Origin of the sequence: Psychrobacter sp. TB67, from assembly GCF_000511065.1 — a bacterium.
Lineage (GTDB): Bacteria > Pseudomonadota > Gammaproteobacteria > Pseudomonadales > Moraxellaceae > Psychrobacter > Psychrobacter okhotskensis.
The window spans coordinates 1-22,926 of the sequence record NZ_AYYA01000073.1 but is presented as its reverse complement, the minus strand read 5'-3'; the positions used below and the strand labels follow the sequence as shown (position 1 = coordinate 22,926).

The 22,926-nt window shown below is 44.4% G+C and carries 17 protein-coding genes and 1 rRNA gene; 4 read left to right on the top strand and 14 right to left on the bottom strand.

The annotated features are described in order from the left end of the window. Positions 1-205 precede the first annotated feature (205 nt). The 10 genes from nqrM to W293_RS0113710 form a co-directional block, all read right to left on the bottom strand. Complete coding sequence (gene nqrM / locus W293_RS0113750; protein ID WP_025652990.1) at positions 206-451, bottom strand: (Na+)-NQR maturation NqrM; 246 nt, start codon at positions 449-451, stop codon at positions 206-208. A 306-nt stretch (positions 452-757) separates the two neighbouring features. Next, entirely contained in the window at positions 758-1,903 is a 1,146-nt protein-coding gene (locus tag W293_RS0113745; RefSeq protein WP_025652989.1) for an FAD:protein FMN transferase, read from the bottom strand. 145 nt (positions 1,904-2,048) lie between these two features. Beyond that, complete coding sequence (locus W293_RS0113740) at positions 2,049-2,849, bottom strand: SDR family NAD(P)-dependent oxidoreductase (protein ID WP_025652988.1); 801 nt, start codon at positions 2,847-2,849, stop codon at positions 2,049-2,051. Between the two features lie 187 nt (positions 2,850-3,036). Beyond that, on the bottom strand, positions 3,037-3,288 hold the full coding sequence (locus tag W293_RS17280) for a hypothetical protein (RefSeq protein ID WP_156915608.1): 252 nt from the start codon (positions 3,286-3,288) through the stop codon (positions 3,037-3,039). Positions 3,289-3,493: 205 nt separating this feature from the next. After that, positions 3,494-4,729 carry an NADH:ubiquinone reductase (Na(+)-transporting) subunit F gene (gene nqrF, locus W293_RS0113735; protein WP_025652987.1) on the bottom strand — a complete coding sequence of 412 codons (1,236 nt, stop codon included), beginning with the start codon at positions 4,727-4,729 and terminating at the stop codon, positions 3,494-3,496. A 123-nt stretch (positions 4,730-4,852) separates the two neighbouring features. Continuing rightward, the gene (nqrE, locus tag W293_RS0113730) at positions 4,853-5,461 is read right to left on the bottom strand and encodes an NADH:ubiquinone reductase (Na(+)-transporting) subunit E (protein ID WP_025652986.1); all 609 of its coding nucleotides are present in this window, start codon (positions 5,459-5,461) and stop codon (positions 4,853-4,855) included. After that, positions 5,461-6,132 (bottom strand): NADH:ubiquinone reductase (Na(+)-transporting) subunit D, encoded by a 672-nt coding sequence (locus tag W293_RS0113725; RefSeq protein WP_025652985.1) that lies wholly within the window; start codon positions 6,130-6,132, stop codon positions 5,461-5,463. Before W293_RS0113725 ends, nqrE begins: the two co-directional genes overlap by 1 nt. 1 nt (position 6,133) lies before the next feature. Continuing rightward, positions 6,134-7,048: a Na(+)-translocating NADH-quinone reductase subunit C gene (locus tag W293_RS0113720; RefSeq protein WP_025652984.1), complete on the bottom strand. Its 915-nt coding sequence runs from the start codon at positions 7,046-7,048 to the stop codon at positions 6,134-6,136. Continuing rightward, the gene (locus W293_RS0113715) at positions 7,029-8,264 is read right to left on the bottom strand and encodes an NADH:ubiquinone reductase (Na(+)-transporting) subunit B (protein ID WP_025652983.1); all 1,236 of its coding nucleotides are present in this window, start codon (positions 8,262-8,264) and stop codon (positions 7,029-7,031) included. The genes W293_RS0113720 and W293_RS0113715 overlap by 20 nt, the downstream gene beginning before the upstream one ends. Positions 8,265-8,269: 5 nt before the next feature. Further along, positions 8,270-9,622, bottom strand: a complete 1,353-nt coding sequence (locus W293_RS0113710; protein ID WP_025652982.1) for a Na(+)-translocating NADH-quinone reductase subunit A — start codon at positions 9,620-9,622, stop codon at positions 8,270-8,272. Positions 9,623-10,575: 953 nt separating this feature from the next. Here W293_RS0113710 and hisA point away from each other — a divergent pair. The 3 genes from hisA to W293_RS0113695 all read left to right on the top strand — a co-directional run bounded on the left by hisA (position 10,576) and on the right by W293_RS0113695 (position 13,489). After that, complete coding sequence (hisA, locus tag W293_RS0113705) at positions 10,576-11,313, top strand: 1-(5-phosphoribosyl)-5-[(5-phosphoribosylamino)methylideneamino]imidazole-4-carboxamide isomerase (RefSeq protein WP_025652981.1); 738 nt, start codon at positions 10,576-10,578, stop codon at positions 11,311-11,313. 134 nt (positions 11,314-11,447) lie between these two features. Next, the gene (locus tag W293_RS0113700) at positions 11,448-13,103 is read left to right on the top strand and encodes a mechanosensitive ion channel family protein (RefSeq protein WP_025652979.1); all 1,656 of its coding nucleotides are present in this window, start codon (positions 11,448-11,450) and stop codon (positions 13,101-13,103) included. A gap of 83 nt (positions 13,104-13,186) precedes the next feature. Then, positions 13,187-13,489 (top strand): hypothetical protein, encoded by a 303-nt coding sequence (locus W293_RS0113695; protein ID WP_025652978.1) that lies wholly within the window; start codon positions 13,187-13,189, stop codon positions 13,487-13,489. A gap of 88 nt (positions 13,490-13,577) precedes the next feature. On the opposite strand, the gene rnr is transcribed toward W293_RS0113695, so the two are convergent. The 4 genes from rnr to thrS all read right to left on the bottom strand — a co-directional run bounded on the left by rnr (position 13,578) and on the right by thrS (position 20,091). Continuing rightward, positions 13,578-15,845, bottom strand: a complete 2,268-nt coding sequence (gene rnr / locus W293_RS0113690) for a ribonuclease R (RefSeq protein WP_025652977.1) — start codon at positions 15,843-15,845, stop codon at positions 13,578-13,580. A 141-nt stretch (positions 15,846-15,986) separates the two neighbouring features. Continuing rightward, positions 15,987-17,231, bottom strand: a complete 1,245-nt coding sequence (locus tag W293_RS0113685) for a toxic anion resistance protein (RefSeq protein WP_025652976.1) — start codon at positions 17,229-17,231, stop codon at positions 15,987-15,989. 398 nt (positions 17,232-17,629) lie between these two features. Next, positions 17,630-18,133 carry a translation initiation factor IF-3 gene (infC, locus tag W293_RS0113680; RefSeq protein WP_021813163.1) on the bottom strand — a complete coding sequence of 168 codons (504 nt, stop codon included), beginning with the start codon at positions 18,131-18,133 and terminating at the stop codon, positions 17,630-17,632. Between the two features lie 23 nt (positions 18,134-18,156). After that, positions 18,157-20,091, bottom strand: coding sequence for a threonine--tRNA ligase (gene thrS / locus W293_RS0113675; protein ID WP_025652974.1), 1,935 nt, complete (start codon positions 20,089-20,091; stop codon positions 18,157-18,159). 1,293 nt (positions 20,092-21,384) lie between these two features. Between thrS and W293_RS0113670 the strand changes: the two genes are divergently transcribed. Next, positions 21,385-22,922: ribosomal RNA gene (locus W293_RS0113670) — 16S ribosomal RNA — on the top strand. The last annotated feature ends 4 nt before the right edge of the window (positions 22,923-22,926 follow it).

Sequence of the window (22,926 nt, the reverse complement as noted above, 5' to 3'; positions counted from 1 at the left end):
AACGTGGCTACGGCATCAGGCGCGCTGAAGCTATTATTGGCACTTTTTTCACTCACCCTTTTATGGACAACTGATCTAAAACCAAGCATATAAACAGCTGATGGCACAATAAAAAATAGCGCCAGCCACTTTCAAAGTGACTAGACGCTATTATAAGAACAGATGTAAGGTAAATGCTACCAGCGTATGGTAACCAATGTGACCTTTATACAGATTTGCCTAATTGAGCAGCTCTAAGCGCGTTTTCTTGCTGCTCTGCGATGATTGAATCGCATTTGTTAGGATCGTTACCACAAAACGAGCAGTTTTCATCGCCCATCAGTTTTGCAACGCCGCCGCAAGATCCTCTAAGCGGCTTTTTTTTGACCATATAACCGATACCCATAAACACAAAGAATAGGATAAATACAGTAAAGGTAATAGCAAGCATGGGAAGTAGTTGGCTAAGCATAGAGGAGGCCTCGTTTTAAAAATAGGGCAGTCATCAGTAGAGATAACTTACTAATAGTATAGCAAATTTTTGCATTGCTCGTTGATGCTAATAGGGTGTTCTTTACAGCATTACACTAGGGCATGCCCTCAATTCAACCGATAGCGATCTAAATAGGCTAAAAGTGGTTAAACATCGCCAGATATCGGCCAAACATCATCAAATAGCTAGATAATATCATCGATATGATCTAGCTATTTTCCTTGTTTGACAGCAATTTACCTTGCTTTTATCCTCATTTTTAAAATGAGGACACGCCCTAGAAATTTACGGTTGTTTATCCGCACGCAGGTTCATCATCGCCGGTGTCTGTACCAGTTGCCAATCGTCGATACTGTCTAAACGTTCTTTGGCTAAAGAATCACTAGGCTTGATACCGTCAGCTAATATCACAAACAGCGCGGCTAGGTTTTGTTCCTTAGCGACTTTTAAGGCCTTTTCATAAGGCATCGCCGTCAGTGCCGTTGCCCAGGCATCTGCCAACGCAACCGAATCTGCAGCCACGGTGACCGAAGGAGCACCACCAACAATAGGCTTGCCAGTGGTGGGATCGATCGTGTGACTATAGTGCTTACCATTAAAGACGACCGAGTTGCGATAGTTCCCTGACGTTGCTAGATGCATCTGATTCGTCGTGTTCATCGGTTGACGGATGGCGGTAATTGTTTGGCGTTCGCTAACGGTGCTACCGTCGATAGGCGCATCAATCGCAATTTGCCACGGTTGCTGTTGGTTATTGACGCCAGAGGTGGCAATTTCACCACCAATCTCGACCATATAATTACGGATTTTATAGTTGTTTTTGAGGACGTCAGCGATAACGTCAACTCCGTAGCCTTTTGCCACTGCTGAAAAATCAAGCTCGATGCCGTCTTTGGTTTTAATAAGACCGTTGTCGTTTTGCACCACGCTCTCAAAGTCTACCAAGGCTTTTGCTTGCGCGATGTCTAGCGCAGTTGGCGGGCTTTGTAGGCGCTCAACCGTCATGGTGCTACCAAATCCCCATGTCTCAATCAGTGGCATCACTGTCGGGTCAAAGGCACCGCCTGATTGTTGATAGACTTGCCTAGACGCCTCTAATACATGGCTGAAATCGGAGTCGATAGCAATCGGCGTATCTTTGCCTAATTGATTAAATTTAGAAATAGTAGAGTCCGCTTGATAAGTGGACATGCTGTCATTGATATCTTGCAAACGCTTATCAATCGCGGCTTGGATGGCAGTTTCGTCTACATCATCCGGTAGTTGATAGCTAATATGGTAGCTGGTGCCCATCGTCTCACCGCTCAGATAATTATAATCTGGCGTTTGCTGGCAAGCAGTGAGGCTCACTGTACCGATGAGACCAATGACGCCATATAGGGCGATAGTGTTGTTTTTATTAGTAGACAAGGAATACATTAAATTTTTCATAAGCTCTTTGCTATAGCATCAGGGGTGAATGTGGCTTTAGTTAAGCGTTGCCTATTTTACACCCCTTGCCACCCATAACGCCAATAACTCTAAAATTGCAAAAGTCAGCGAGCGTGTTAATGAGTCCCTAGTATATTTATGCTTATTATTTCACTTGCGACTCACGTATTAACTTATAGAGCTTTGGCGGTGATAGGCGATTGACTCTCGTGGCCAGTTTTTCTTGTTTGCCACCAACGATGATGTATTCTTTATCGTTACTAAGCGCCTTAACGACTTGCTTGGCAAAGGCAGTTGCAGTCAGTCCTTTATTGGTCGCCTCATCCATGGTACCTTGGGCGCTACCATCTCCTGTCAGCGCGTTAATAGAAACGTTGGTTTGGATAAAGCCTGGAAATACGGTCGCAACCTCTATGCCTTGATCATGCAATTCTGCACGTAAACTGTTCGCCCACATATGTAAGGCGGCTTTGGCTGCCCCATAAGCACCGCGATATTGCGTACCGAGTAAGCCTGCGACACTCGATATCATCACGACTTTGCCGCCGCCTTGTGCGATCATATTGGGCAAAACCAATCTTGTGAGACGCGTTTGCGCAAAATAGTCTATCTCCATAATTTGCCGTTCGACCTCTTCACTGGTTTCCATAATAAGCGCGCGTTGACTGACGCCAGCATTATTAATCAGCCAGTCAATGTTCCCTGCTTGTGCGATAGCAGCGTCATAGGCTTCTTTCGCTTGCTCGGCATCACTAATATCAAAAGGCATAATGATATGTTTTTTGCTGTGTTTGCAGCTTTTTTTGACCGCTGCTAATTTTGCCTCATCACGACCACTCAAAATAATCCGAGCACCACCTTTGGCAAAAGCAATGGATAAGGCTTCACCGATACCGCTAGAAGCACCAGTTATCCAAATGGTTAATTCCTTTACTTTAGCTTTCATAAGAATCCTTTCTTAAATAATTGAAGTTTTTCATAGACTTTAGCCAATGATTTTTTTAGCTTAAGAATATTTCTATTTTAAAGCCACAAACTGGATACCATCATATATTAAATTTAAAAAAATAAAAAAGGCATCTAATAGGATGCCCTTAATTTTAACTAACGATCATTCAATTGTATTATAGGCGTTATCTTTCAGCTAACCTTTGACTTGTATAGCGGTAACCTTCTGATTCCATGCATGAACTAAATAAACTCTTTTCTTTTTCACTACTTACCTTTGCTATGCCAATTTGATATTTACATTTTTGTATAGCACTGCGAGTATCATGTTGCGAAATCCCTACTTTCTGCCACGTTGGATCTACAACTCGAGAAACCGTACAACTAGAAATCATAGATAAGCAGATGACAAGACTAGTAAGAATACTTAATTTCATAATATAACCTTAAATAAAAATAATTAAATGGCTATGGTAAATTAAGATATTCATAGCCAATGAATAGATCAGTATGAAATGTTAACAAGAAAATACTAATAATGTAAGGTTTTAGAAATAAAGAAAGAGCCTCAATCGAGACTCTTTTTTTATTCATACTTTTAAATTTGTCTTCTATGCTTAACCGCTCATTTAACTATCCTGCTTAACCACCAAAGTCATCAAGCATGATATTTTCGTCTTCAACACCAAGGCTATGCAACATGTCGATTACCGCCGCGTTCATCATCGGTGGCCCACACATGTAATATTCACAGTCCTCTGGGTTTGGATGATCTTTGAGATACTCTTCTAGCAAGACGTTATGGATAAAGCCAGTATAGCCATCCCAATTGTCTTCAGGAAGCGGATCAGACAAAGCCACATGCCACTCAAAGTTATCGAACTCTTCTTCTAGTTGATCATAATCTTCAACATAGAACATCTCACGAATAGAGCGTGCACCGTACCAAAAGCTAATCTTACGCTTAGTGTTTAAGCGTTTAAGCTGATCAAAGATGTGTGAGCGCATCGGTGCCATACCTGCACCACCACCCACAAAGATCATCTCAGCTTCGGTGTCTTTGGCAAAGAATTCACCATAAGGACCTGAAACCGTCACTTTATCACCAGGCTTTAAGCTAAATGTCCAAGAAGACATCTTACCTGGTGGGATACCGTCAGGGCCACGTGGCGGTGGACTAGCGATACGAATGTTAAACTTAATAAGGCCTTTTTCTTCTGGGTAGTTGGCCATTGAATAAGCACGAATAACCGGCTCATCAACTTTTGAGACATAGTTGAAGATACCGAATTTTTCCCAGTCTTCTCTATACTCTTCGGCCACATCGAAGTCTTTGTAATGTACTTCATGCGGTGGCGCTTCCAACTGTACATAACCACCAGCGCGGAAGTTAACTTCTTCGCCTTCTGGAATTTTAAGCACTAGCTCTTTAATAAAGGTGGCAACGTTATCGTTAGAGATAACTTCACATTCCCACTTTTGTACATCAAAGAATTCAGGATCAATCTCGATTTTCATGTCTTGCTTAACAGCTACCTGACAAGCCAAGCGCATGTGATTACGGATTTCACCTTGGGTAAAATAGCCTTCTTCGGTAGGCAAAATAGAACCGCCCCCTTCAATAACGCGGCAACGACACTGCGCACACGTACCACCACCACCACAGGCTGAAGATAAGAAAATACCTTCGCTCGCCAGTGTCTGTAGTAGTTTTCCGCCTGCCGGTGTCACGACGTCATTATCGGGATTGTCATTGATATGGATAGTAACATCGCCTGAACTGACCAGTCTTGAGCGCGCTGCCAAAATAATGGCAACGAGACCCATGATGATCAAGGTAAACATAGCAACGCCACCAATCGCCGTAGCGTAATCCATGGTAGGTATCCTTAATCTATGGAGTAGGGGTGCGAAAAGACGTCATTGCGTATTTTCTGAACCCCTACCGAATAAATGAATTAAATAGGTCAAATCGCTAAATAGGCTTTTAAGCTTAGCGGTCTAGATTGACATACCGCCGAAAGACATAAAGCCAAGTGACATCAGACCAACCGTGATAAAGGTAATACCGAGACCACGCAGCGGCGCTGGAATGTCTGAGTATTTTAACTTTTCACGGATACCAGCCAATGCAGTGATCGCCAATGCCCAACCGAAGCCTGCGCCGACGCCGTATACCATCGATTCGCCAAAGTTGTAGTCACGCTCAACCATGAACAGCACGCCACCTAAGATGGCACAGTTGACAGTAATGAGCGGTAAGAATACCCCTAGCGCGTTATAGAGACTTGGGACAAACTTATCCAAGAACATCTCTAGAATCTGTACGGTCGCAGCTATCAGACCAATATAACTGAGCAAGCCCAAAAAGCTTAAGTCGATATCTGGGAAGCCTGCCCATGCCAGCGCACCATTTTTTAGAATGAACTGAAATAGTAAGTTGTTTAGCGGCACGGTAATCGCCATCACGACGACTACGGCAACCCCAAGACCAATCGCAGTGGACACTTTCTTCGATACTGCCAAAAAAGTACACATACCTAAGAAGTAGGCCAGCGCCATATTCTCAATAAAGACTGAGGTTATAAATAAACTAACATAATGTCCCATTAGTGACCGCCTCCATGTGCCATGCCTTTAGACTGCGGCTTCATTACAAATTCAGCATCTTCAACCTGTTCTGGTTTCCAAATACGAACGATGGCAATGAATAATCCAATGATAAAGAATGCTGACGGTGGCAACAGTAATAGACCGTTTGGAATATACCAACCGCCATCAGTAACAGGCTGTAGGATGGTAATACCAAACCACGTACCTGCACCTAATAGCTCGCGGATAGTCGCGACAAATAACAGCACCGCCGAGTAGCCAAGACCGTTACCGATACCGTCCAAAAAGCTGGGTACGGGTGGATTGCTCATGGCAAAGGCTTCGGCACGGCCCATAACGATACAGTTGGTGATAATCAAGCCAACGAAGACCGATAGACCTTTACTAACATCATAAGCGACGGCTTTTAGCACTTGATCGACCAAAATAACCAGTGAGGCAATGATGGTCATCTGTACAATAATACGAATACTTGACGGAATTTGCTTACGAATAATAGAGATAAAGAAGCTCGAAAACGCCGTTACCAGAGTCAACGCCACACACATCACCAACGCATTGGACATGCTGGTCGTCACCGCCAGTGCCGAACAGATACCTAATATCTGTAGGGCAATGGGGTTATTATCAAAGATAGGCGAGGTTAAAATACTTTTAGTGTCAGCCATGTTATGCCTCCTTGCCGTTTGCTACTGGTAGGGTCGCTGCCAGTTCGGTTGTCGGTTGAGCGCTCTTATTGTCCGGTGGTGTCGACTGGCTCGCTTGGGCATCAACACTGTCAAGCGTTTGACCGTTCTGTTCGCGTAGCAAATCTAGGTAAGGCTTATAACCTTGCTCACCGAGCCAAAACTGAATCATGTTGCTCACACCGCGACTGGTTAGCGTTGCACCGCTGATACCGTCAACCCAGTTGTCTTTTGGATTACCCGCTTTGGTCACACCCGTTGCCACGTCACCGTTTTCGTCATACGAGTGGATACCGCTCCACATCGCGCGCCATTTTGGCTCTTCGATGCGAGCGCCAAGGCCTGGGGTTTCTTTATGCTCATAGAAACTGATACCTTTAATGGTATTCATGTCGCTCTCAAGCGTTAAGAAACCATAAATCGTACCCCATAGGCCATAGCCTTGAATCGGTAGTACCACCATCTCAGGCTTACCTGCGTCATCTTCTTTGACGTAGACTTTGGCGTATTTAGGCTTGCGACCAATACTGGCTGGATCGTTATCCCCTAAGTCATCGCTCAGTGCTTTGTTCTTGGTCGCTTGGCTAGCGTCATAATCATTACGATCAGGGATGCCCGCGGCTTTTAGCGCGTCATCCTCTACATAATTGCCTTTATTCAAGTCAATGATTTTTACTTCAAAATCTTTGAAGCGCTCAGTAACGTCGTCAGCGGTATCAGATTCAGCATCGTACATACCGGCGGCGACTAAGATGTTTTTGTTGCGGTCTAAGCGTGCGTTTTCGACTTGTGCTGGCTTTAGACCAACAGCAGCTGCTGAGACCAATACGGAACACACCAAGCATAGCGTCAATGCCACACTGATGGTTTTCGCATTATTACTTTTGGGCTTGGACATAGCGAACCCTCCGTGCTGTTTGGCGTTTGATGTTTGCTTGGGTCACAAAGTAATCAAACAATGGAGCAAATAAGTTGGCAAATAGAATGGCCAGCATGATGCCTTCTGGGAAGGCTGGGTTGACGACGCGAATCAATACGGTCATAAAGCCAATCAAGATACCATAAGCCCAGCGGCCTTTATTGGTATGCGCAGCAGAGACTGGATCGGTCGCCATAAAGACAGCACCGAATGCAAAACCACCAATTACTAAATGCCAGTAAAACGGTAGGCTCATCATCAAGTTGTCTTTAGAGCCAATCATATTAAAGACAAGGGAGGTGGCAATCAGACCAACCACACAACCTGCCATGATGCGCCATGAGGCAATACGCGTCCATAACAGAACTGCTGCACCCATTAAGATTGCTAAGGTCGATACTTCACCGATACTGCCTTGCATGTTGCCTAAGAACGCATCACCCCACGTAATGGCATTACCGTAGACATCGACGAAATCCTGAGGTACTACGCCAAGTGCCGCTAGGCCAAGTGGTGTCGCTCCTGAAAAGCCGTCAACTGCTGTCCATACTGAGTCGCCTGACATATAAGCAGGATACGCAAAGTATAGGAACGCACGACCCGATAGGGCAGGGTTAAGGAAGTTCTTACCGGTACCGCCGAAGACTTCTTTGGCCACGACCACACCAAAGATGATACCTAAGGCTACTTGCCATAATGGAATATCTGGTGGTAGACATAGTGCGAATAATACAGAGGTCACAAAAAAACCTTCGTTGACTTCGTGTCCGCGCACCACGGCAAAGATAATTTCACAGAAAATACCGACGGCAAAGGTAACGATATAGATCGGTAAGAACTGCATCGCCCCGTAGACAAAACTCGCCCAAATACTGTCTGGGTTATAGCCTGCCATACTGGTGATGATGGTACGCCAGCCTTCAGGCTGCAAGCCAAGTTGAGTAATAGCTGTCAATGCTTGATGACCGATATTGTACATACCCCAAAACATCGCTGGGAAGGTACATAGCCAGACGGTAATCATAATGCGTTTTAGATCAATCCCGTCACGCACATGTGATGAGGCGTATGTCGTTGAGTCTGGTTGACGCAAAAACGTATCAAACATCTCAAAGATGGCATAGTATTTTTCGTGTTTGCCACCTTTGGTGAAAGACGGCTCCATACGATCGAACATATTGTGTAAAAATTTCATCGTGGTTAGCCCTCCAGTTCAATGCGCGTTAAGTTATCACGCAAAATATCACCGAATTCATATTTGCCAGGAGATACGAAGGTGCATAATGCTAAATCTTCTTCGTCCAATTCAAGTGCGCCCAAGTCTACTGCCGTGATGATGTCTTCGACAATCAACGCGCGTAATAGCTGCGTTGGCAGATAGTCTTGTGGCATGACCTCTTCATAAACCCCGATAGGTACCATCGCGCGCGGTGAGCCGTTACTGGTGGTGGTAAAGTTGTATTTTTTGCGACCGAAGAACTGCGAGATGTAGATAGGCAGTTTTGAGAAACGGTTTGCACCTGGTGTAAAGAAATGGAACGCTGGGCGTTCATGACCTTCAGTTAACACGCTGATTTGATCATGGAAGCGACCAACATAGGCAATATTCGAAAATGACTGGCGACCCGATAGCACTGAACCTGAAATAATACGGTTCTCGCCATCGATCAGTTGACCTTTAGTCAAGGCAGTAATATCTGCACCGCGTTCGGTAGCGATTAGGTGTGGGTTTTTGACCGCAGGGCCTGCTAGGCTTAGCAGGCGACGCGTATATAAGCGCCCAGTGGTAAATAGCTTTCCAATCGCAATCACGTCTTGGTAGCCGATCGTCCAGACGCTCACGCCACGCATGATTGGATGCAAGAAATGAATATGCGTGCCAGCCAGACCTGCTGGATGCTTGCCAGCAAAGCTATGATACGCAGTAACATTATTAGACGCAGTCTTCGCAACTGGCGTCAGCTGGGCATCACCATGATGGCAGACAAAGGTCTTAGGGCTGAGCGTCGATAGTACCGCAAGTCCGTCGTTGAACGCTTGCAGTTGCTCATTGATCAGCAGCATCGGGTCAAACGCTAAGGGATTGGTATCCATCGCGGTGACAAAGATGGCATGCGGACGGGCACCGATTTCAGGAGAACGGCTATAGGGACGCGTACGGAACGCGGTCCATTCACCAGAGGCAAGCAGTTGGGTTTCAACGACTTCAGAATCTAGGTCAGCAAGTTGCTGGGAGTCGTAGCGCTGAAATTCTACTTCTTCACCGTTTGGGTCGACCGCAATCACAAGACTTTCGAACACACGACGCTCACCGCGATTAACGGCGATGACCTTACCAGCAGCAGGGGCAGTGTAGATAACGCCGACACGTTTTTTGTCTTCAAAAACGGGCTGACCTTTAGCTACGATGTCGCCTTCTTTGACATTCATCGTGGGCTTCATGCCCACATAATCATAGCCAATGAGTGCCACATGGGCAGGTCTGTGCTCAGATATCTCGCGGGAGGGTTCACCAGTGATGGGCAAATCCAAACCTTTTTTGATGGTAATCATAAGCGAAAACTTAGTCCATAGTCTAAAACGATACCAGACGTCCTGTTTGGTATATCGGTAGCATGAACGTCACGTTTTTCATCAAAGCCCTTAATCAGCCACATCCTAAAATAGGGCGGAGACAAAGCACTTAAATGTAACGCTGGATCATAACTACTAGTAAGAGTATTAACGCTGACCTTAGACTCCTTAACAACACGTTAATGTCTTATTCGAATTACCAAAGTGGCGACTGGCTACCAAGGTGCATGGCAAAATCATCCAATCAAAGTCTATTGTCAAAGCTGGTTGCTAAAAGCAATTGCTATAAAAAAGACAGTTTTGCCATGCGATTTATTAAAATCTTAAAATTTGTAACTCAGAGTGATTGGCTCAGGGACAAGAGTGAATCAAATAAATAACTGATGAAGGCAACAAACCATTCAAGCAAAAAATTCATTTAGAGTGTAATGGCGCAGGTTGACCTATCGCAGGTGACCTATTTTGAGTTCTAATATCATCCGTTCAACAACGTATCAGCCAATGATCTAAAAACATATATGGCTGTTGTTCGATTCATCCTGACCGCCATGCAACATCAACTCATTTATGAGTGAATAAAAATGTGTAGCGCATGGTTGCTATCACTTAGAAACAAATACAAATTTACCTAGGATTATACGCTAAATTGACCTAAAATTGCCAGTCAGTAATTGAATTTACCTAATGTTGCCAGTGTCTCAGAGTGCTCAAACTTATGGTTATGATTGGCAGATTTTTTCATTTGCTCACACTATTCATTTGTTCATAATATAAGGACAGAGGTTTTCAAATGAGATTTTCAAATACCGTTAGGATTCAATTTTAGACGACTCTCTGTTAGCTCACTGAGTGGGGCTTTTTATCACTGTTTAACTTTTTATTGTTTAACTTTGCTGTTTATTTTTAATATTACGTTTTATAAGGAATGCTATATGTGTGCTGTCCCTGTCATTATCCCGGCTATTGATCTAAAAGATGGTAAATGTGTGCGCTTAAAACAAGGCCGTATGGAAGATGATACGGTGTTCTCGGACGATCCCGTTGCCGTAGCAGCGCGCTGGGTAAACGAGGGTGCGCGCCGATTGCATTTGGTCGATTTGAATGGTGCCTTTGATGGGGTGCCAGTACACAAGCAAGTCGTCAACGACATCGCCAAAGCTTTTCCGCAGTTGCCTATTCAGTTGGGCGGCGGTGTGCGTAATATGAACACCATCGAGCAGTATATCACTGCCGGACTAACCTATATTATTATTGGCACTAAGGCCGTTGAAGATCCTAATTTTGTGGCTGAAGCCTGCCGCGAATTTGCCGGACATATTATCGTTGGTATCGATGCCAAAGACGGCATGGTGGCGACTCATGGCTGGGCGAATGTGACGGATACCAAAGCCACTGAGCTTGCCAAACGCTTTGCTGATGTGGGCGTATCGTCAATCGTTTATACTGATATTGCCCGCGATGGCATGATGCAAGGCGTTAACGCCCCGCAAACGGTTAATTTAGCACGTGAAGGTGGCCTGCCAGTGATTGCTTCGGGCGGCGTGACCAATATGCAAGATATCGAATTGCTTAAGCCTTATGGTGATTGTATTGAAGGCATTATTACTGGCCGCGCTATCTATGAAGGCACATTGGACTTAGCGGAAGCGCAACGTTATTTAGACAGCTAATGGATTTAAACGGTCAATAATGGGCTATCTTAATTACTGTTTTTAGCCCATTTAGTTGTTCACGTTCAGATTGAGGACACTCGCTAGTTTGAAATCACAATATTACCCAAAAAAATACTGAGCAAAGGATGCTTATGGCCGCCTATTTTGACCGCCCGATGACACGCAAGTTTTTAACAGTGTGGGGCCAGCTGCTATTGCTACTAAGCCTCGTTTTTACTTTGCCCGCTTATGCTGTTGGTGAAGACATAGCTGGTGTCACGACGGCCTTGGGTATAGAGAGTACGCCAGAAGAAGTGTCTAATGAAGATGCTGCAACTTCTACAGAAGGCGAGACCTCTGTAGAAGCTGAACCGCAAAACCTCCCCCCTGCTGCCGACCCACCGGTGATTAGTGGTGAGAGCACCAACAATGCTCAAATCGAAACCACCCCCACACCGTTAAAAGACAATGACATTCGTCAACGTATCAACGGTATTTTTTCTGAAATAGAAGGGCTGCAAGCGGTCAGTGTCAGTGTTACTCAAGGCGTTGTGACTTTAGCAGGAGAAACTCCCAACGAAAAAAAGGCGCAACAAGCCATTAATTTGACCAATCGTTTGACGGATGTGGTCACCGTTGAGGACAATATCAATCGAACGCTGGATGTTCAAGATAACGTCACGACGGTTTATCAAGGGCTCAAAGCGCAAGTTAAAAACCTAGTCAAAGCGGTGCCTTTACTCTTGGTCGGCATTGTTATCTTTGGATTGGTTACATGGTTTGGTAGCTGGTTGTCCAATCGAAAAAATATGTGGCAACGGCTCACGCCCAATCCTTTCGTCGCTGAACTGCTGGCACAAACTGTCAAAGTAATCTTTATTATTTTTGGTTTGATCTTGGCATTGAGCTTGATAGGGGCAGAAACGATCCTAAGGACGCTACTTGGCGGTGCGGGTGTTATCGGTATCGCGGTTGGTTTTGCGGTCAAGGATACTATTGAGAACTATATTGCCTCGTTGATGCTGAGTATTCGTCAGCCGTTTCGCGCTCGTGATCAGATTGTCATTAACGGGCAAGAGGGTATTGTGGTGCGTTTGACATCACGTGCGACGATTCTGATGACGTTGGATGGCAATCAGCTACGTATACCAAATGCAGAAGTCTTTAAAGGTACGATTCTAAATTACACCAAAAACCCTGAACGACGTTTTACCTTTGAGCTGGGCGTGGATGCCAATGATGATCCGCTTGCTGCCATCAAAGTAGGTATCGATGCGATATGTCAGTTAGATTTTGTTTTAGATGAACCCAAAGCGATTGCGGTCATTAATAATGTTGGCGATTCCAATATCATTCTTGAGTTTCAGGTTTGGGTGGATCAATCAGAAACGGATTTTGCCAAAGCACGCAGTATCGCCATACGTGAAACCAAACACGCCCTAGAGGATGAAGGCTTTAGTCTTCCTGAGCCTATCTATCGTTTACGCTTCAATAATGAGTTAGAAAAAGCCTTGGAGCATCTACAAGGTAATAATCGCGCTGGCCAAGCTCATGGGGCTAATGCTGATATGACGGTTACGCCGACCACACCGGAATCTATAGCTATCAATAAAGCTGATGATAGCAGTGCTGATGACAAAGACAAAAAACAAGCCAAAGCCCGTGCTAAATACATCTTACAGGGACGTAACGCTGAAGAGGTGCTAAATGCTCGTCCTGATCAGAAGTTAATGGAAAAGGTCGAACAAGAAATTGCCGAAAATTCAGATGAAACCGATTTATTGAGTAATAATAGTCCGCAAGAGTAAATATTTAAAAATCTCACAACTAGGCATAAAAAATGCATGAAAACGTATAAGACAATGATTATTAAAATATATGAGACATTTTTATGCAAATGAAGCATCTGATTATATTCGCCCTAGCTGGTATTGTTATCTTAATTGGTTTCAACATGTTCAATAGTAATCGCCACGAGAGTCGGATAGCGGCGACGACTAGTAGCATCGCCACGTCAATACCGCCGGATACTGCTATCAGCTCTGAAGGCAATACCGTGAGCACCAACACCGATATTGCAAGCCAGCCTCTTGGTAAGCAGCCTAAAGCCATTCTCGATAAAGCCACTGCTAAAATAGAGCAAGCCGAACAGGTCAATCAAGATCGTGTAGAGCAGATGAGTGACGCGCAGTAGTTGACCATCCAGCAACAAATTAACGCGCATAAAAAAAGGCTAAAGATAAACTTTAGCCTTTTTTATTACGATTGGTTTTTACTCAACGTTAGCTTTTTTTGCTAGTGCCTTTATTGTTTCGGCTACTGTTTTTTCTAGCAGGGCTTTTCTTTGGTTGATCTTTTTTCGTTTGATTCATCTCGCTAGATTGCAGCTTCGCTTTAAGATCAAAGTCTATTTGTAGCAGATCCATATTGACGCCGGCCACTTTTACTTTGACCAAATCACCCAAGCCAAATAGCGTACCTTTATCTTTACCAATGAGTTGCTGTTGCTGCTCATCATAGACAAAGAAATCATCACCAACATTGGAGATATGTACTAAGCCATCGATATATAAGTCAGTTAAGGTGACGAATAGACCGAAGCTAGTAACCGTCGTTACCACACCGTCGAACTCTTCACCGACGTGATCTTTCATATAATGACATTTGAGCCAAGATTCTACGTAGCGTGATGCTTTCTCAGCGCGGCGCTCAGTATCTGACGTCTGCGTGCCAGCACCCTCTAAAGAGAAGTCCATCACTGGTTGCTTAGTGTTAGTGACTTTTGCTTTAATCGCGCGATGCAGCATGAGGTCAGGATAACGGCGAATCGGCGAGGTAAAGTGGCTATACTCGTCATAAGCTAAGCCAAAGTGACCAATATTGTCAGGCGAATAATTCGCTTGCATCATTGAGCGCAGTAGCATGCTGTGGATACTGATCGCATCGGGACGGTCTTTGGTGGCTTCGATAATCCGCTGATAATCTGCTTGCGTTGGGTTTTCTTCTGGGAAGCTTAAGCCAAAGTTTTTCGCGTATTCATGGACACGCATCGACTTTTCACCATCAGGTTTGTCATGGTTACGATACAACACTGGCAGCTCATTTTTTAACGCAAAATTAGCGGCACAGGTATTGGCGAGCAGCATACACTCTTCAATAAGCTTATGCGCGTCACCACGAGTACGCGGCAAGATGGCTGCAATACCCCCTTTTTCGTTAAACTTAATATAAGTCTCAACCGTTTCAAACTCCATTGCATGACGCTCTTCACGCTTTTGCAGCAGCAGCTCATACAATTGATGTAGAGTATCGACCGATTTTTTGACCCCTTTATTACCGGTTAATGACTTAGGAATACTCGGGTCTTGTGGATCCTCAAGATAGCTATTCACTTGATTATAAGTCAAGCGTGCCTGTGAATGAATCACCCCAGGATAGAAGTCATAGCCGGTGACCTTGCCTGCGCGAGATATCTTTATATCCGCAACCATACACAGACGATCAAGATCAGGGTTCAATGAACACAGACCGTTAGACAGTACTTCAGGCAGCATCGGAATCACACGATGCGGGAAATATACCGACGTACCGCGCTCGTAAGCATCTTGGTCAAGCGGCGAATTTGGCGTGACGTAATGGCTCACATCAGCAATTGCTACCAAGACACGGTAGTTACCACCCGAGCGTTTTTCAGCAAATACGGCATCATCAAAGTCACGCGCATCTTCACCATCAATGGTGATGAGCGGTAAATCACGCAAGTCCGTACGACCTTTTAAGTCTTTCTCAGTCGGCTCTTGATAATCATTGGCTTGTTTAAGCGCCGCTTCACTAAAATCAGACGGAATGTCATAGTTGAGCAGGGTGGTCTCGATGATTAATTCACGATCGTTATCATCAGACAGCACTTCAGTGATTTTACCCGTAGCAAACTCATGCTGATTTGGCCAGTCGATAATATCTACTTTCACTGGAGCGCCTTGCTTAGCTTCGAAAGCCTGCACATTCTCTTCAGTGACTGTAATCGGCTGATGGTTGTTAGGACTGCCAAGCTCGACACAGTAGCCGTCTTCGTCACGCGCCAATGTACCGATGAAATTATTCTGGCGACGCTCAACGACATCGACGATACGCCCTTCGGTACGACCGCGGTTGTCTGTTGAGGTACCAACTGCTTCGACGGTATCGCCATTAAAGACCCAGCGCATTTGTTTTTCATGCAAGAATAGGTCGGGCATATCACTTAGCAATACAAAGCCAAAGCCTTTTGGGTGGGCTGACACAGTACCAGTAACCACATCGTGCTGGGTCACCGTACGATAGCGATAAGGACGTCCATCACGATTTACTTGTCCATCACGTGCCATCGCTTTGAGGCGATTACCTAAAGCATCAAATTGGTCAGGATCATCAATATTAAAGGCTTTTGCCAATTGTTGATGGGTGACTTCGCCATGCTCATTAATCGTGCTGAGTATCAGCTCGCGACTAGGGATGGGATTGTCATATTTTTTTGCCTCACTTGAGGCGTTTGGATCGTTCCAACTCATAAATTACCGTATCTATTTTTAAAATTATTAATAAGGACTATCTTAACACGAACGACGTTGCAATATCTTGCGTCAATTGTCTTATATGTATTCGATAGCGGGTGGCTGTCACCGTCAATCAGCGACAGCACTCGAGGTATCTCAAATATCGATATCAACCGTATTCGATTGGTTTGTAATCTTTTTACTGTTTAATTCTTTAGATACTTCTAGCACTGTTGTTTGATTAGACTTGTCGAGATACTTCTGGGCTTTATCCACTTCAGTGGTCAAAGTATTGACCGTCTGCTTCATATTCTCTAGCGCTTCAATTTTATAATTACTAATCATATCCATCGTGTCATAGACATTATTAAAGGCATTTTGCAGTTTATCTAGCTCGATAGTGCTATTGGTCGCTTGCTCGTGAATTTCACCTGATTGACGTTTGAGCATCGCTGACGTTGACTCAATCAAGCTGCTAGTGGTTTTGTTTAAAGCAGTGATTTGGTCAAGGACCAGTTTTTGATTGGTCATTGCTTGTGCCACCACGACAGCCGTGCGCAGCGCCGATACCGTGGTTGTCGTTGCGCGATCCACACCCTTAATCAGCTCTAGGTTGTTTCTACGAATGGTATCAAGCGCCAGATAGCCTTGGACGTTAACGGCTAACTGGGTTAAAAAATCCGTATTCTTTTGGCGCACATAAAACAGCATTTCCTCTTTGATAACCCGAGCTTTTTCAGGGTCGGTCGCTTCTATAGCATATACTTTTTGCTCAAGTTGCTCGTCGATTTTTTTGCCCACATAGACGTATTGACGGATAGATTGCATCAACTCCCACATATTGACTTTTTCTTGCTCAATCATCGCATTGTCTTTGAGCAGCTCGTCTTTACCATTATAAAGACTGGTGACGACAGCATTGATATGCGACTGCGCTGACTCGTATTGGCGGAAGTAATCTTGTACCTTATTGCCAAAAGGTATGAGACCAAACAGCTTACGCGAACTGGTCAGCTCTTTTTTACTCGGGTCTAAATCTTCGACGATACCGCGCAGCTCAGTCAATGACTTGGCGATAGGGGAGTTGTCAAACAAGCTGTCATTCAGGCTTTTCGCAGGCAACTCTAACATACGGTTAGATATTTGCGCAGATTCACGAATTTCTTTGGTACCCAAATTATGAATAGATTGCACATTTTGCTGAAATTCAGCGCTGCGGACAGAGTTATTAAGCACGTGATCGACGAACGCATCGACCTTGGCATCAAGTTCTGGAATTTGGCTTTCATCCAACTTGACCATCTGATCGGCTTCACTTTTTTGTATTTCTTTGACCGGTTCAGGTGGCGTCAAAGAAATACTTGGCGTAGAGGCGTTTTCGGGTGGGGTCAATTCTTGCATGAAGTTTCCTATAATATCTGAGAGGGGCTGTGTCTTTTGCCAACGACGTTAATGGTCGTGGTACACAATGTTTTTATATGTTTAATAGTTTTTATTGGCATAGATTTCTTGTATAGAGATGATTGAATATAAAACTGTCCTTTAGACTACCTTGTAATCGAAAGACTGAGAAGACGGATTTTGTAAACCAAACTCAGTCTAATATAACTATGCGCTATTTGCACCGCTATTGTTTGCATGACTAAGCTGTTTTTTACATGATTGGATAGTAAAAAACCATCAATATCCCGCAGCATATTGATGGTTAAGATTATAACTATCTATCTCAACGAACTGTCTATATTAAATAGCAGTCAAATTGATTCACAGCCACCACTAACAGTCATCTAAAGAATAGATTACTTTTTCTTAGTTGGCCCAAGCAGCATACCCATTTGACGGCCTTCCATCTTGGGATACTGTTCGACGTTTGAGATATCAGCGGTATCTTCAATGATACGATCAAGTTGTTTGCGACCGATATCTTGGTGCGCCATTTCACGTCCACGGAAGCGGATGCTAATTTTAACTTTATCTTGATCTTCCAAGAAGCTGACGATTTTACGCAGTTTGACCTGATAATCGGCTTCTTCAGTGCTAGGACGTAGCTTCATCTCTTTGAGCTGAGTCTGCTTTTGGTTCTTTTTAGCTTCTTTTGCCTTTTGCTTTTGATCATAGAGGAAATGCTTATAATCCATGATTTTGCATACTGGCGGTTTGGCTTCAGGAACCAATTCGACCAAATCTAAATTGTCTTCGCGTGCCGCTTTCATCGCGGTGTCGATATCGACCACGCCCATTTGTTCGCCGTCTTCTTTAACCAGACGGACTTCTTTGGCACTGATATCTTCGTTGATGTTCAAACGGTTGGACTGTTTAATAGGTATTACTCCTCATCTGTTTTTGGGGTCTGTCGGCCTTTTTTACCAACAGCGGTCTGTACTAATGCTATAAATTCAGAAACACTCATCACGCCAAGGTTCTCACCTTCGCGAGTACGGACATTGACACTGCCCGTCTCGATTTCTTTGTCCCCTAATACTAGCATATAGGGAATACGTTCTAATGTTTTCTCTCGTATCTTAAATCCAATCTTTTCGTTACGCAAGTCGCTAATAGCACGCAAACCTGCATTTTTGAGCTCGCTGACCACGTTTTCGCAGGCATCGGCTTGTTTATCGGTAATATTCATCACAACGACTTGTTGCGGTGCGAGCCAAACTGGCATCCAACCAGCGTAGTTCTCAATTAAGATACCGATAAAGCGCTCAAATGAACCCAAGATGGCACGGTGCAACATAATAGGGACTTCGCGCTCATTTTGCTCGTTGACGAATTCCGCATCAAGACGTTCAGGCATATTTGGGTCAACCTGAATAGTACCGCACTGCCACACGCGCCCTAAACTGTCTTTTAGACTGAACTCAATTTTCGGACCATAAAACGCGCCTTCGCCGGGTAGATAATCCCAATCTAATCCTGAGCTATCAAGGGCATCAGCAAGCGCCTTTTCGGCAAAGTCCCAAGACTCATCGCTACCAACACGTTTTTCAGGACGGGTTGAGAGCTTCATAATAATCTTGTCAAAGCCAAAGTCTTCATAAACAGCAAGCGTCAGCTTAATAAAATCCGCCACTTCTTGTTGAATTTGCGCTTGGGTACAGAATATATGCGCATCATCTTGCGTAAAACCACGAACGCGCATCAAACCATGCAGTGAACCTGACGGCTCATTACGATGACACGAGCCAAATTCTGCCATACGGAGTGGCAAATCACGGTAAGACTTTAAACCTTGATTAAATACCTGTACGTGACACGGACAGTTCATCGGTTTTACCGCATAATCACGGTTTTCGCTTGAAGTGGTAAACATATTGGTTGCATAGTTACCCCAATGTCCTGAGCGTTCCCATAAACTGCGATCCACAATTTGCGGGGTTTTAATTTCTTCATAACCATTATCGTACTGTACTTTACGCATATATTGCTCAAGCACTTGATAAATTGTCCAACCATTGGCATGCCAAAACACCATACCCGGCGCTTGCTCTTGCATATGAAACAGGTTCAAAGCCTTACCAATCTTACGATGGTCACGCTTTTCCGCTTCTTCGATACGCTGGATATAGGCTTTTAAATCTTTTTTATCTGCCCACGCCGTCCCATAAATACGTTGTAGCTGTTCGTTCTTAGCATCACCGCGCCAATATGCGCCAGACATTTTAGTCAGCTTGAATACCTTTAAGAATCGCGTGTTCGGCACGTGGGGGCCACGGCACATATCGACATATTCTTGATGATGATAGAGGCCAAAAGCCTCTTCACCTGGCATATCATTAATGAGCTTGAGCTTATAATCTTCGCCGCGTTCTTCAAAGATCTTAATGACTTCATCGCGAGGTGTCATTTTTTTGATGACGTCATAATCTTGCTTAATCAACGCCATCATACGTTTTTCAATGGCTTCCATATGTTCAGGGGTGAACGGCGTCTCACTATAGATGTCATAATAAAAGCCATCTTCGATAACAGGACCAATCACCATCTTCACATCGGGATAAAGCTGTTTGACCGCGTGCCCTAATAAGTGAGCGGCCGAGTGACGAATGATATCGACACCATCAGCATCTTTTGGCGTAACGATTTCTACTTTAGCATCATGGGCGATAGGATCAGAGGCATCCACCAATTGACCATCTACACGTCCTGCAACCGTCGCTTTTGCTAGGCCAGCTCCAATGCTTTGCGCCACTTCCATGACGGTTGTATTGCCTTCGAAGTTCTTTACGCTACCATCGGGTAAAGTAATCGCTACCATAATCTATTCACCTTTTTGCGTCCGTTGGCAGTGATGATTGCAACAATCAATCATATAACCGTAAGACTGCGTCAATTATATCCAACCACTGTGATATGTTGTAAGAGATAGGCATTACTTAAAAGTGCAGACATATATAGCATCACGATTTATAGCCATCTAATAATCTATAATCGCATAACCATAATAGAGAGCGAGCTGCCTTTTATAATAAGGTTAAGCATAACTACTCTTAAGTAATGTTATAAAAGCGGCCATTATAGCAAAAACCGTCTATAAACACTAGATAGCAAGGGGTTAGGTAAGCTTCTATATATAGGTGCTATTGGTGCAAATATCAAGAATGACAAATATGTATAGCTAAGCACACAGCGAAGAAGGTTGTTAATAAGCATGATGGCAGTAATAAGGCTTTGAACTACTTAATACATCTAGCTGTCTTGTTAAGTACAAGTTTTCGAGCTTCTTCATTAATCATACTTCTCTCTTGTCACATCACATCATATAAACACCCTTGTACCTTACCTAGATAAGAGAAAGGAATCATTATCTAGGTAAGGTACAAGGGTGTGACCGGTGTAACAATTGGTAGATTAGCAAAGTAAATATAATAGTATTGTATGACGGCTCAATATCAAAACGTTGCTCATGGTTAGCTATAAATAGTCTACTAGGGAATAAAGTTAGGTTAATTTAGCTAAAATCGAAAACAGCCCTTGACCCTCTTTCAAATACGCGTATAATGCGTCCCAGTCAGAAGGGGAAGCGGATTAGGAGATGGGTTACCATTGAATGATCTAGCTGACCAAATAAATTACTTTTAAATAGAATAATTTATTTCTTGACACAGCATTAAAAGCGTCTATAATACGCACCTCAGCAAGCGAAGCTGGCAAATAAGTTAACAAGCTTATAACCCAGATAACCAGTTGAAACGAATTAGAACAAAGGGTTGACAGACTATTTCAATATGATATACTAGTCGGCTCGCTAAACAAGATAAGCACATTGCTTTGATTGAATAGCGTAATAATCACCTACTGGACGACAGTAGATGAACACTATTTAAAAGCATAACTAAAGAACAACTTGTGTGGATTTTTGCTGATTCAGAATGCTAAAAAATAAAGTTGACTATCTTTTCTTTTCGGAAAGATTATTAACTATAAAAATTATCATTTAAGACAGCAGAAAAACTCAAAGTTAATTCATTACGAACATAATTTTTAGCGATTTTGCCAGATTAGATGAGCCAAGTTTAGTAGCCTCTTTAAAGGGTTACATAGCAAGATTAAACTGAAGAGTTTGATCATGGCTCAGATTGAACGCTGGCGGCAGGCTTAACACATGCAAGTCGAGCGGAAACGATGGTAGCTTGCTACCAGGCGTCGAGCGGCGGACGGGTGAGTAATACTTAGGAATCTACCTAGTAGTGGGGGATAGCTCGGGGAAACTCGAATTAATACCGCATACGACCTACGGGAGAAAGGGGGCAGTTTACTGCTCTCGCTATTAGATGAGCCTAAGTCGGATTAGCTAGATGGTGGGGTAAAGGCCTACCATGGCGACGATCTGTAGCTGGTCTGAGAGGATGATCAGCCACACCGGGACTGAGACACGGCCCGGACTCCTACGGGAGGCAGCAGTGGGGAATATTGGACAATGGGGGAAACCCTGATCCAGCCATGCCGCGTGTGTGAAGAAGGCCTTTTGGTTGTAAAGCACTTTAAGCAGTGAAGAAGACTCCGTGGTTAATACCCACGGACGATGACATTAGCTGCAGAATAAGCACCGGCTAACTCTGTGCCAGCAGCCGCGGTAATACAGAGGGTGCAAGCGTTAATCGGAATTACTGGGCGTAAAGGGAGCGTAGGTGGCTCGATAAGTCAGATGTGAAATCCCCGGGCTCAACCTGGGAACTGCATCTGATACTGTTGAGCTAGAGTATGTGAGAGGAAGGTAGAATTCCAGGTGTAGCGGTGAAATGCGTAGAGATCTGGAGGAATACCGATGGCGAAGGCAGCCTTCTGGCATAATACTGACACTGAGGCTCGAAAGCGTGGGTAGCAAACAGGATTAGATACCCTGGTAGTCCACGCCGTAAACGATGTCTACTAGTCGTTGGGTCCCTTGAGGACTTAGTGACGCAGCTAACGCAATAAGTAGACCGCCTGGGGAGTACGGCCGCAAGGTTAAAACTCAAATGAATTGACGGGGGCCCGCACAAGCGGTGGAGCATGTGGTTTAATTCGATGCAACGCGAAGAACCTTACCTGGTCTTGACATATCTAGAATCCTGCAGAGATGCGGGAGTGCCTTCGGGAATTAGAATACAGGTGCTGCATGGCTGTCGTCAGCTCGTGTCGTGAGATGTTGGGTTAAGTCCCGCAACGAGCGCAACCCTTGTCCTTAGTTACCAGCGGGTTAAGCCGGGAACTCTAAGGATACTGCCAGTGACAAACTGGAGGAAGGCGGGGACGACGTCAAGTCATCATGGCCCTTACGACCAGGGCTACACACGTGCTACAATGGTAGGTACAGAGGGCAGCTACACAGCGATGTGATGCGAATCTCAAAAAGCCTATCGTAGTCCAGATTGGAGTCTGCAACTCGACTCCATGAAGTAGGAATCGCTAGTAATCGCGGATCAGAATGCCGCGGTGAATACGTTCCCGGGCCTTGTACACACCGCCCGTCACACCATGGGAGTTGATTGCACCAGAAGTGGTTAGCCTAACTTAGTGAGGGCGATCACCACGGTGTGGTTGATGACTGGGGTGAAGTCGTAACAAGGTAGCCGTAGGGGAACCTGCGGCTGGATCACCTCCTTATAGA

What these genes read in the sequence shown, in the direction of transcription:
- nqrM (WP_025652990.1), bottom strand. Translation starts at nt 451, where the DNA reads ATGCTTAGCCAACTACTTCCCATGCTTGCTATTACCTTTACTGTATTT.
- W293_RS0113745 (WP_025652989.1), bottom strand. Translation starts at nt 1,903, where the DNA reads ATGAAAAATTTAATGTATTCCTTGTCTACTAATAAAAACAACACTATC.
- W293_RS0113740 (WP_025652988.1), bottom strand. Translation starts at nt 2,849, where the DNA reads ATGAAAGCTAAAGTAAAGGAATTAACCATTTGGATAACTGGTGCTTCT.
- W293_RS17280 (WP_156915608.1), bottom strand. Translation starts at nt 3,288, where the DNA reads ATGAAATTAAGTATTCTTACTAGTCTTGTCATCTGCTTATCTATGATT.
- nqrF (WP_025652987.1), bottom strand. Translation starts at nt 4,729, where the DNA reads ATGGATTACGCTACGGCGATTGGTGGCGTTGCTATGTTTACCTTGATC.
- nqrE (WP_025652986.1), bottom strand. Translation starts at nt 5,461, where the DNA reads ATGGGACATTATGTTAGTTTATTTATAACCTCAGTCTTTATTGAGAAT.
- W293_RS0113725 (WP_025652985.1), bottom strand. Translation starts at nt 6,132, where the DNA reads ATGGCTGACACTAAAAGTATTTTAACCTCGCCTATCTTTGATAATAAC.
- W293_RS0113720 (WP_025652984.1), bottom strand. Translation starts at nt 7,048, where the DNA reads ATGTCCAAGCCCAAAAGTAATAATGCGAAAACCATCAGTGTGGCATTG.
- W293_RS0113715 (WP_025652983.1), bottom strand. Translation starts at nt 8,264, where the DNA reads ATGAAATTTTTACACAATATGTTCGATCGTATGGAGCCGTCTTTCACC.
- W293_RS0113710 (WP_025652982.1), bottom strand. Translation starts at nt 9,622, where the DNA reads ATGATTACCATCAAAAAAGGTTTGGATTTGCCCATCACTGGTGAACCC.
- hisA (WP_025652981.1), top strand. Translation starts at nt 10,576, where the DNA reads ATGTGTGCTGTCCCTGTCATTATCCCGGCTATTGATCTAAAAGATGGT.
- W293_RS0113700 (WP_025652979.1), top strand. Translation starts at nt 11,448, where the DNA reads ATGGCCGCCTATTTTGACCGCCCGATGACACGCAAGTTTTTAACAGTG.
- W293_RS0113695 (WP_025652978.1), top strand. Translation starts at nt 13,187, where the DNA reads ATGCAAATGAAGCATCTGATTATATTCGCCCTAGCTGGTATTGTTATC.
- rnr (WP_025652977.1), bottom strand. Translation starts at nt 15,845, where the DNA reads ATGAGTTGGAACGATCCAAACGCCTCAAGTGAGGCAAAAAAATATGAC.
- W293_RS0113685 (WP_025652976.1), bottom strand. Translation starts at nt 17,231, where the DNA reads ATGCAAGAATTGACCCCACCCGAAAACGCCTCTACGCCAAGTATTTCT.
- thrS (WP_025652974.1), bottom strand. Translation starts at nt 20,091, where the DNA reads ATGGTAGCGATTACTTTACCCGATGGTAGCGTAAAGAACTTCGAAGGC.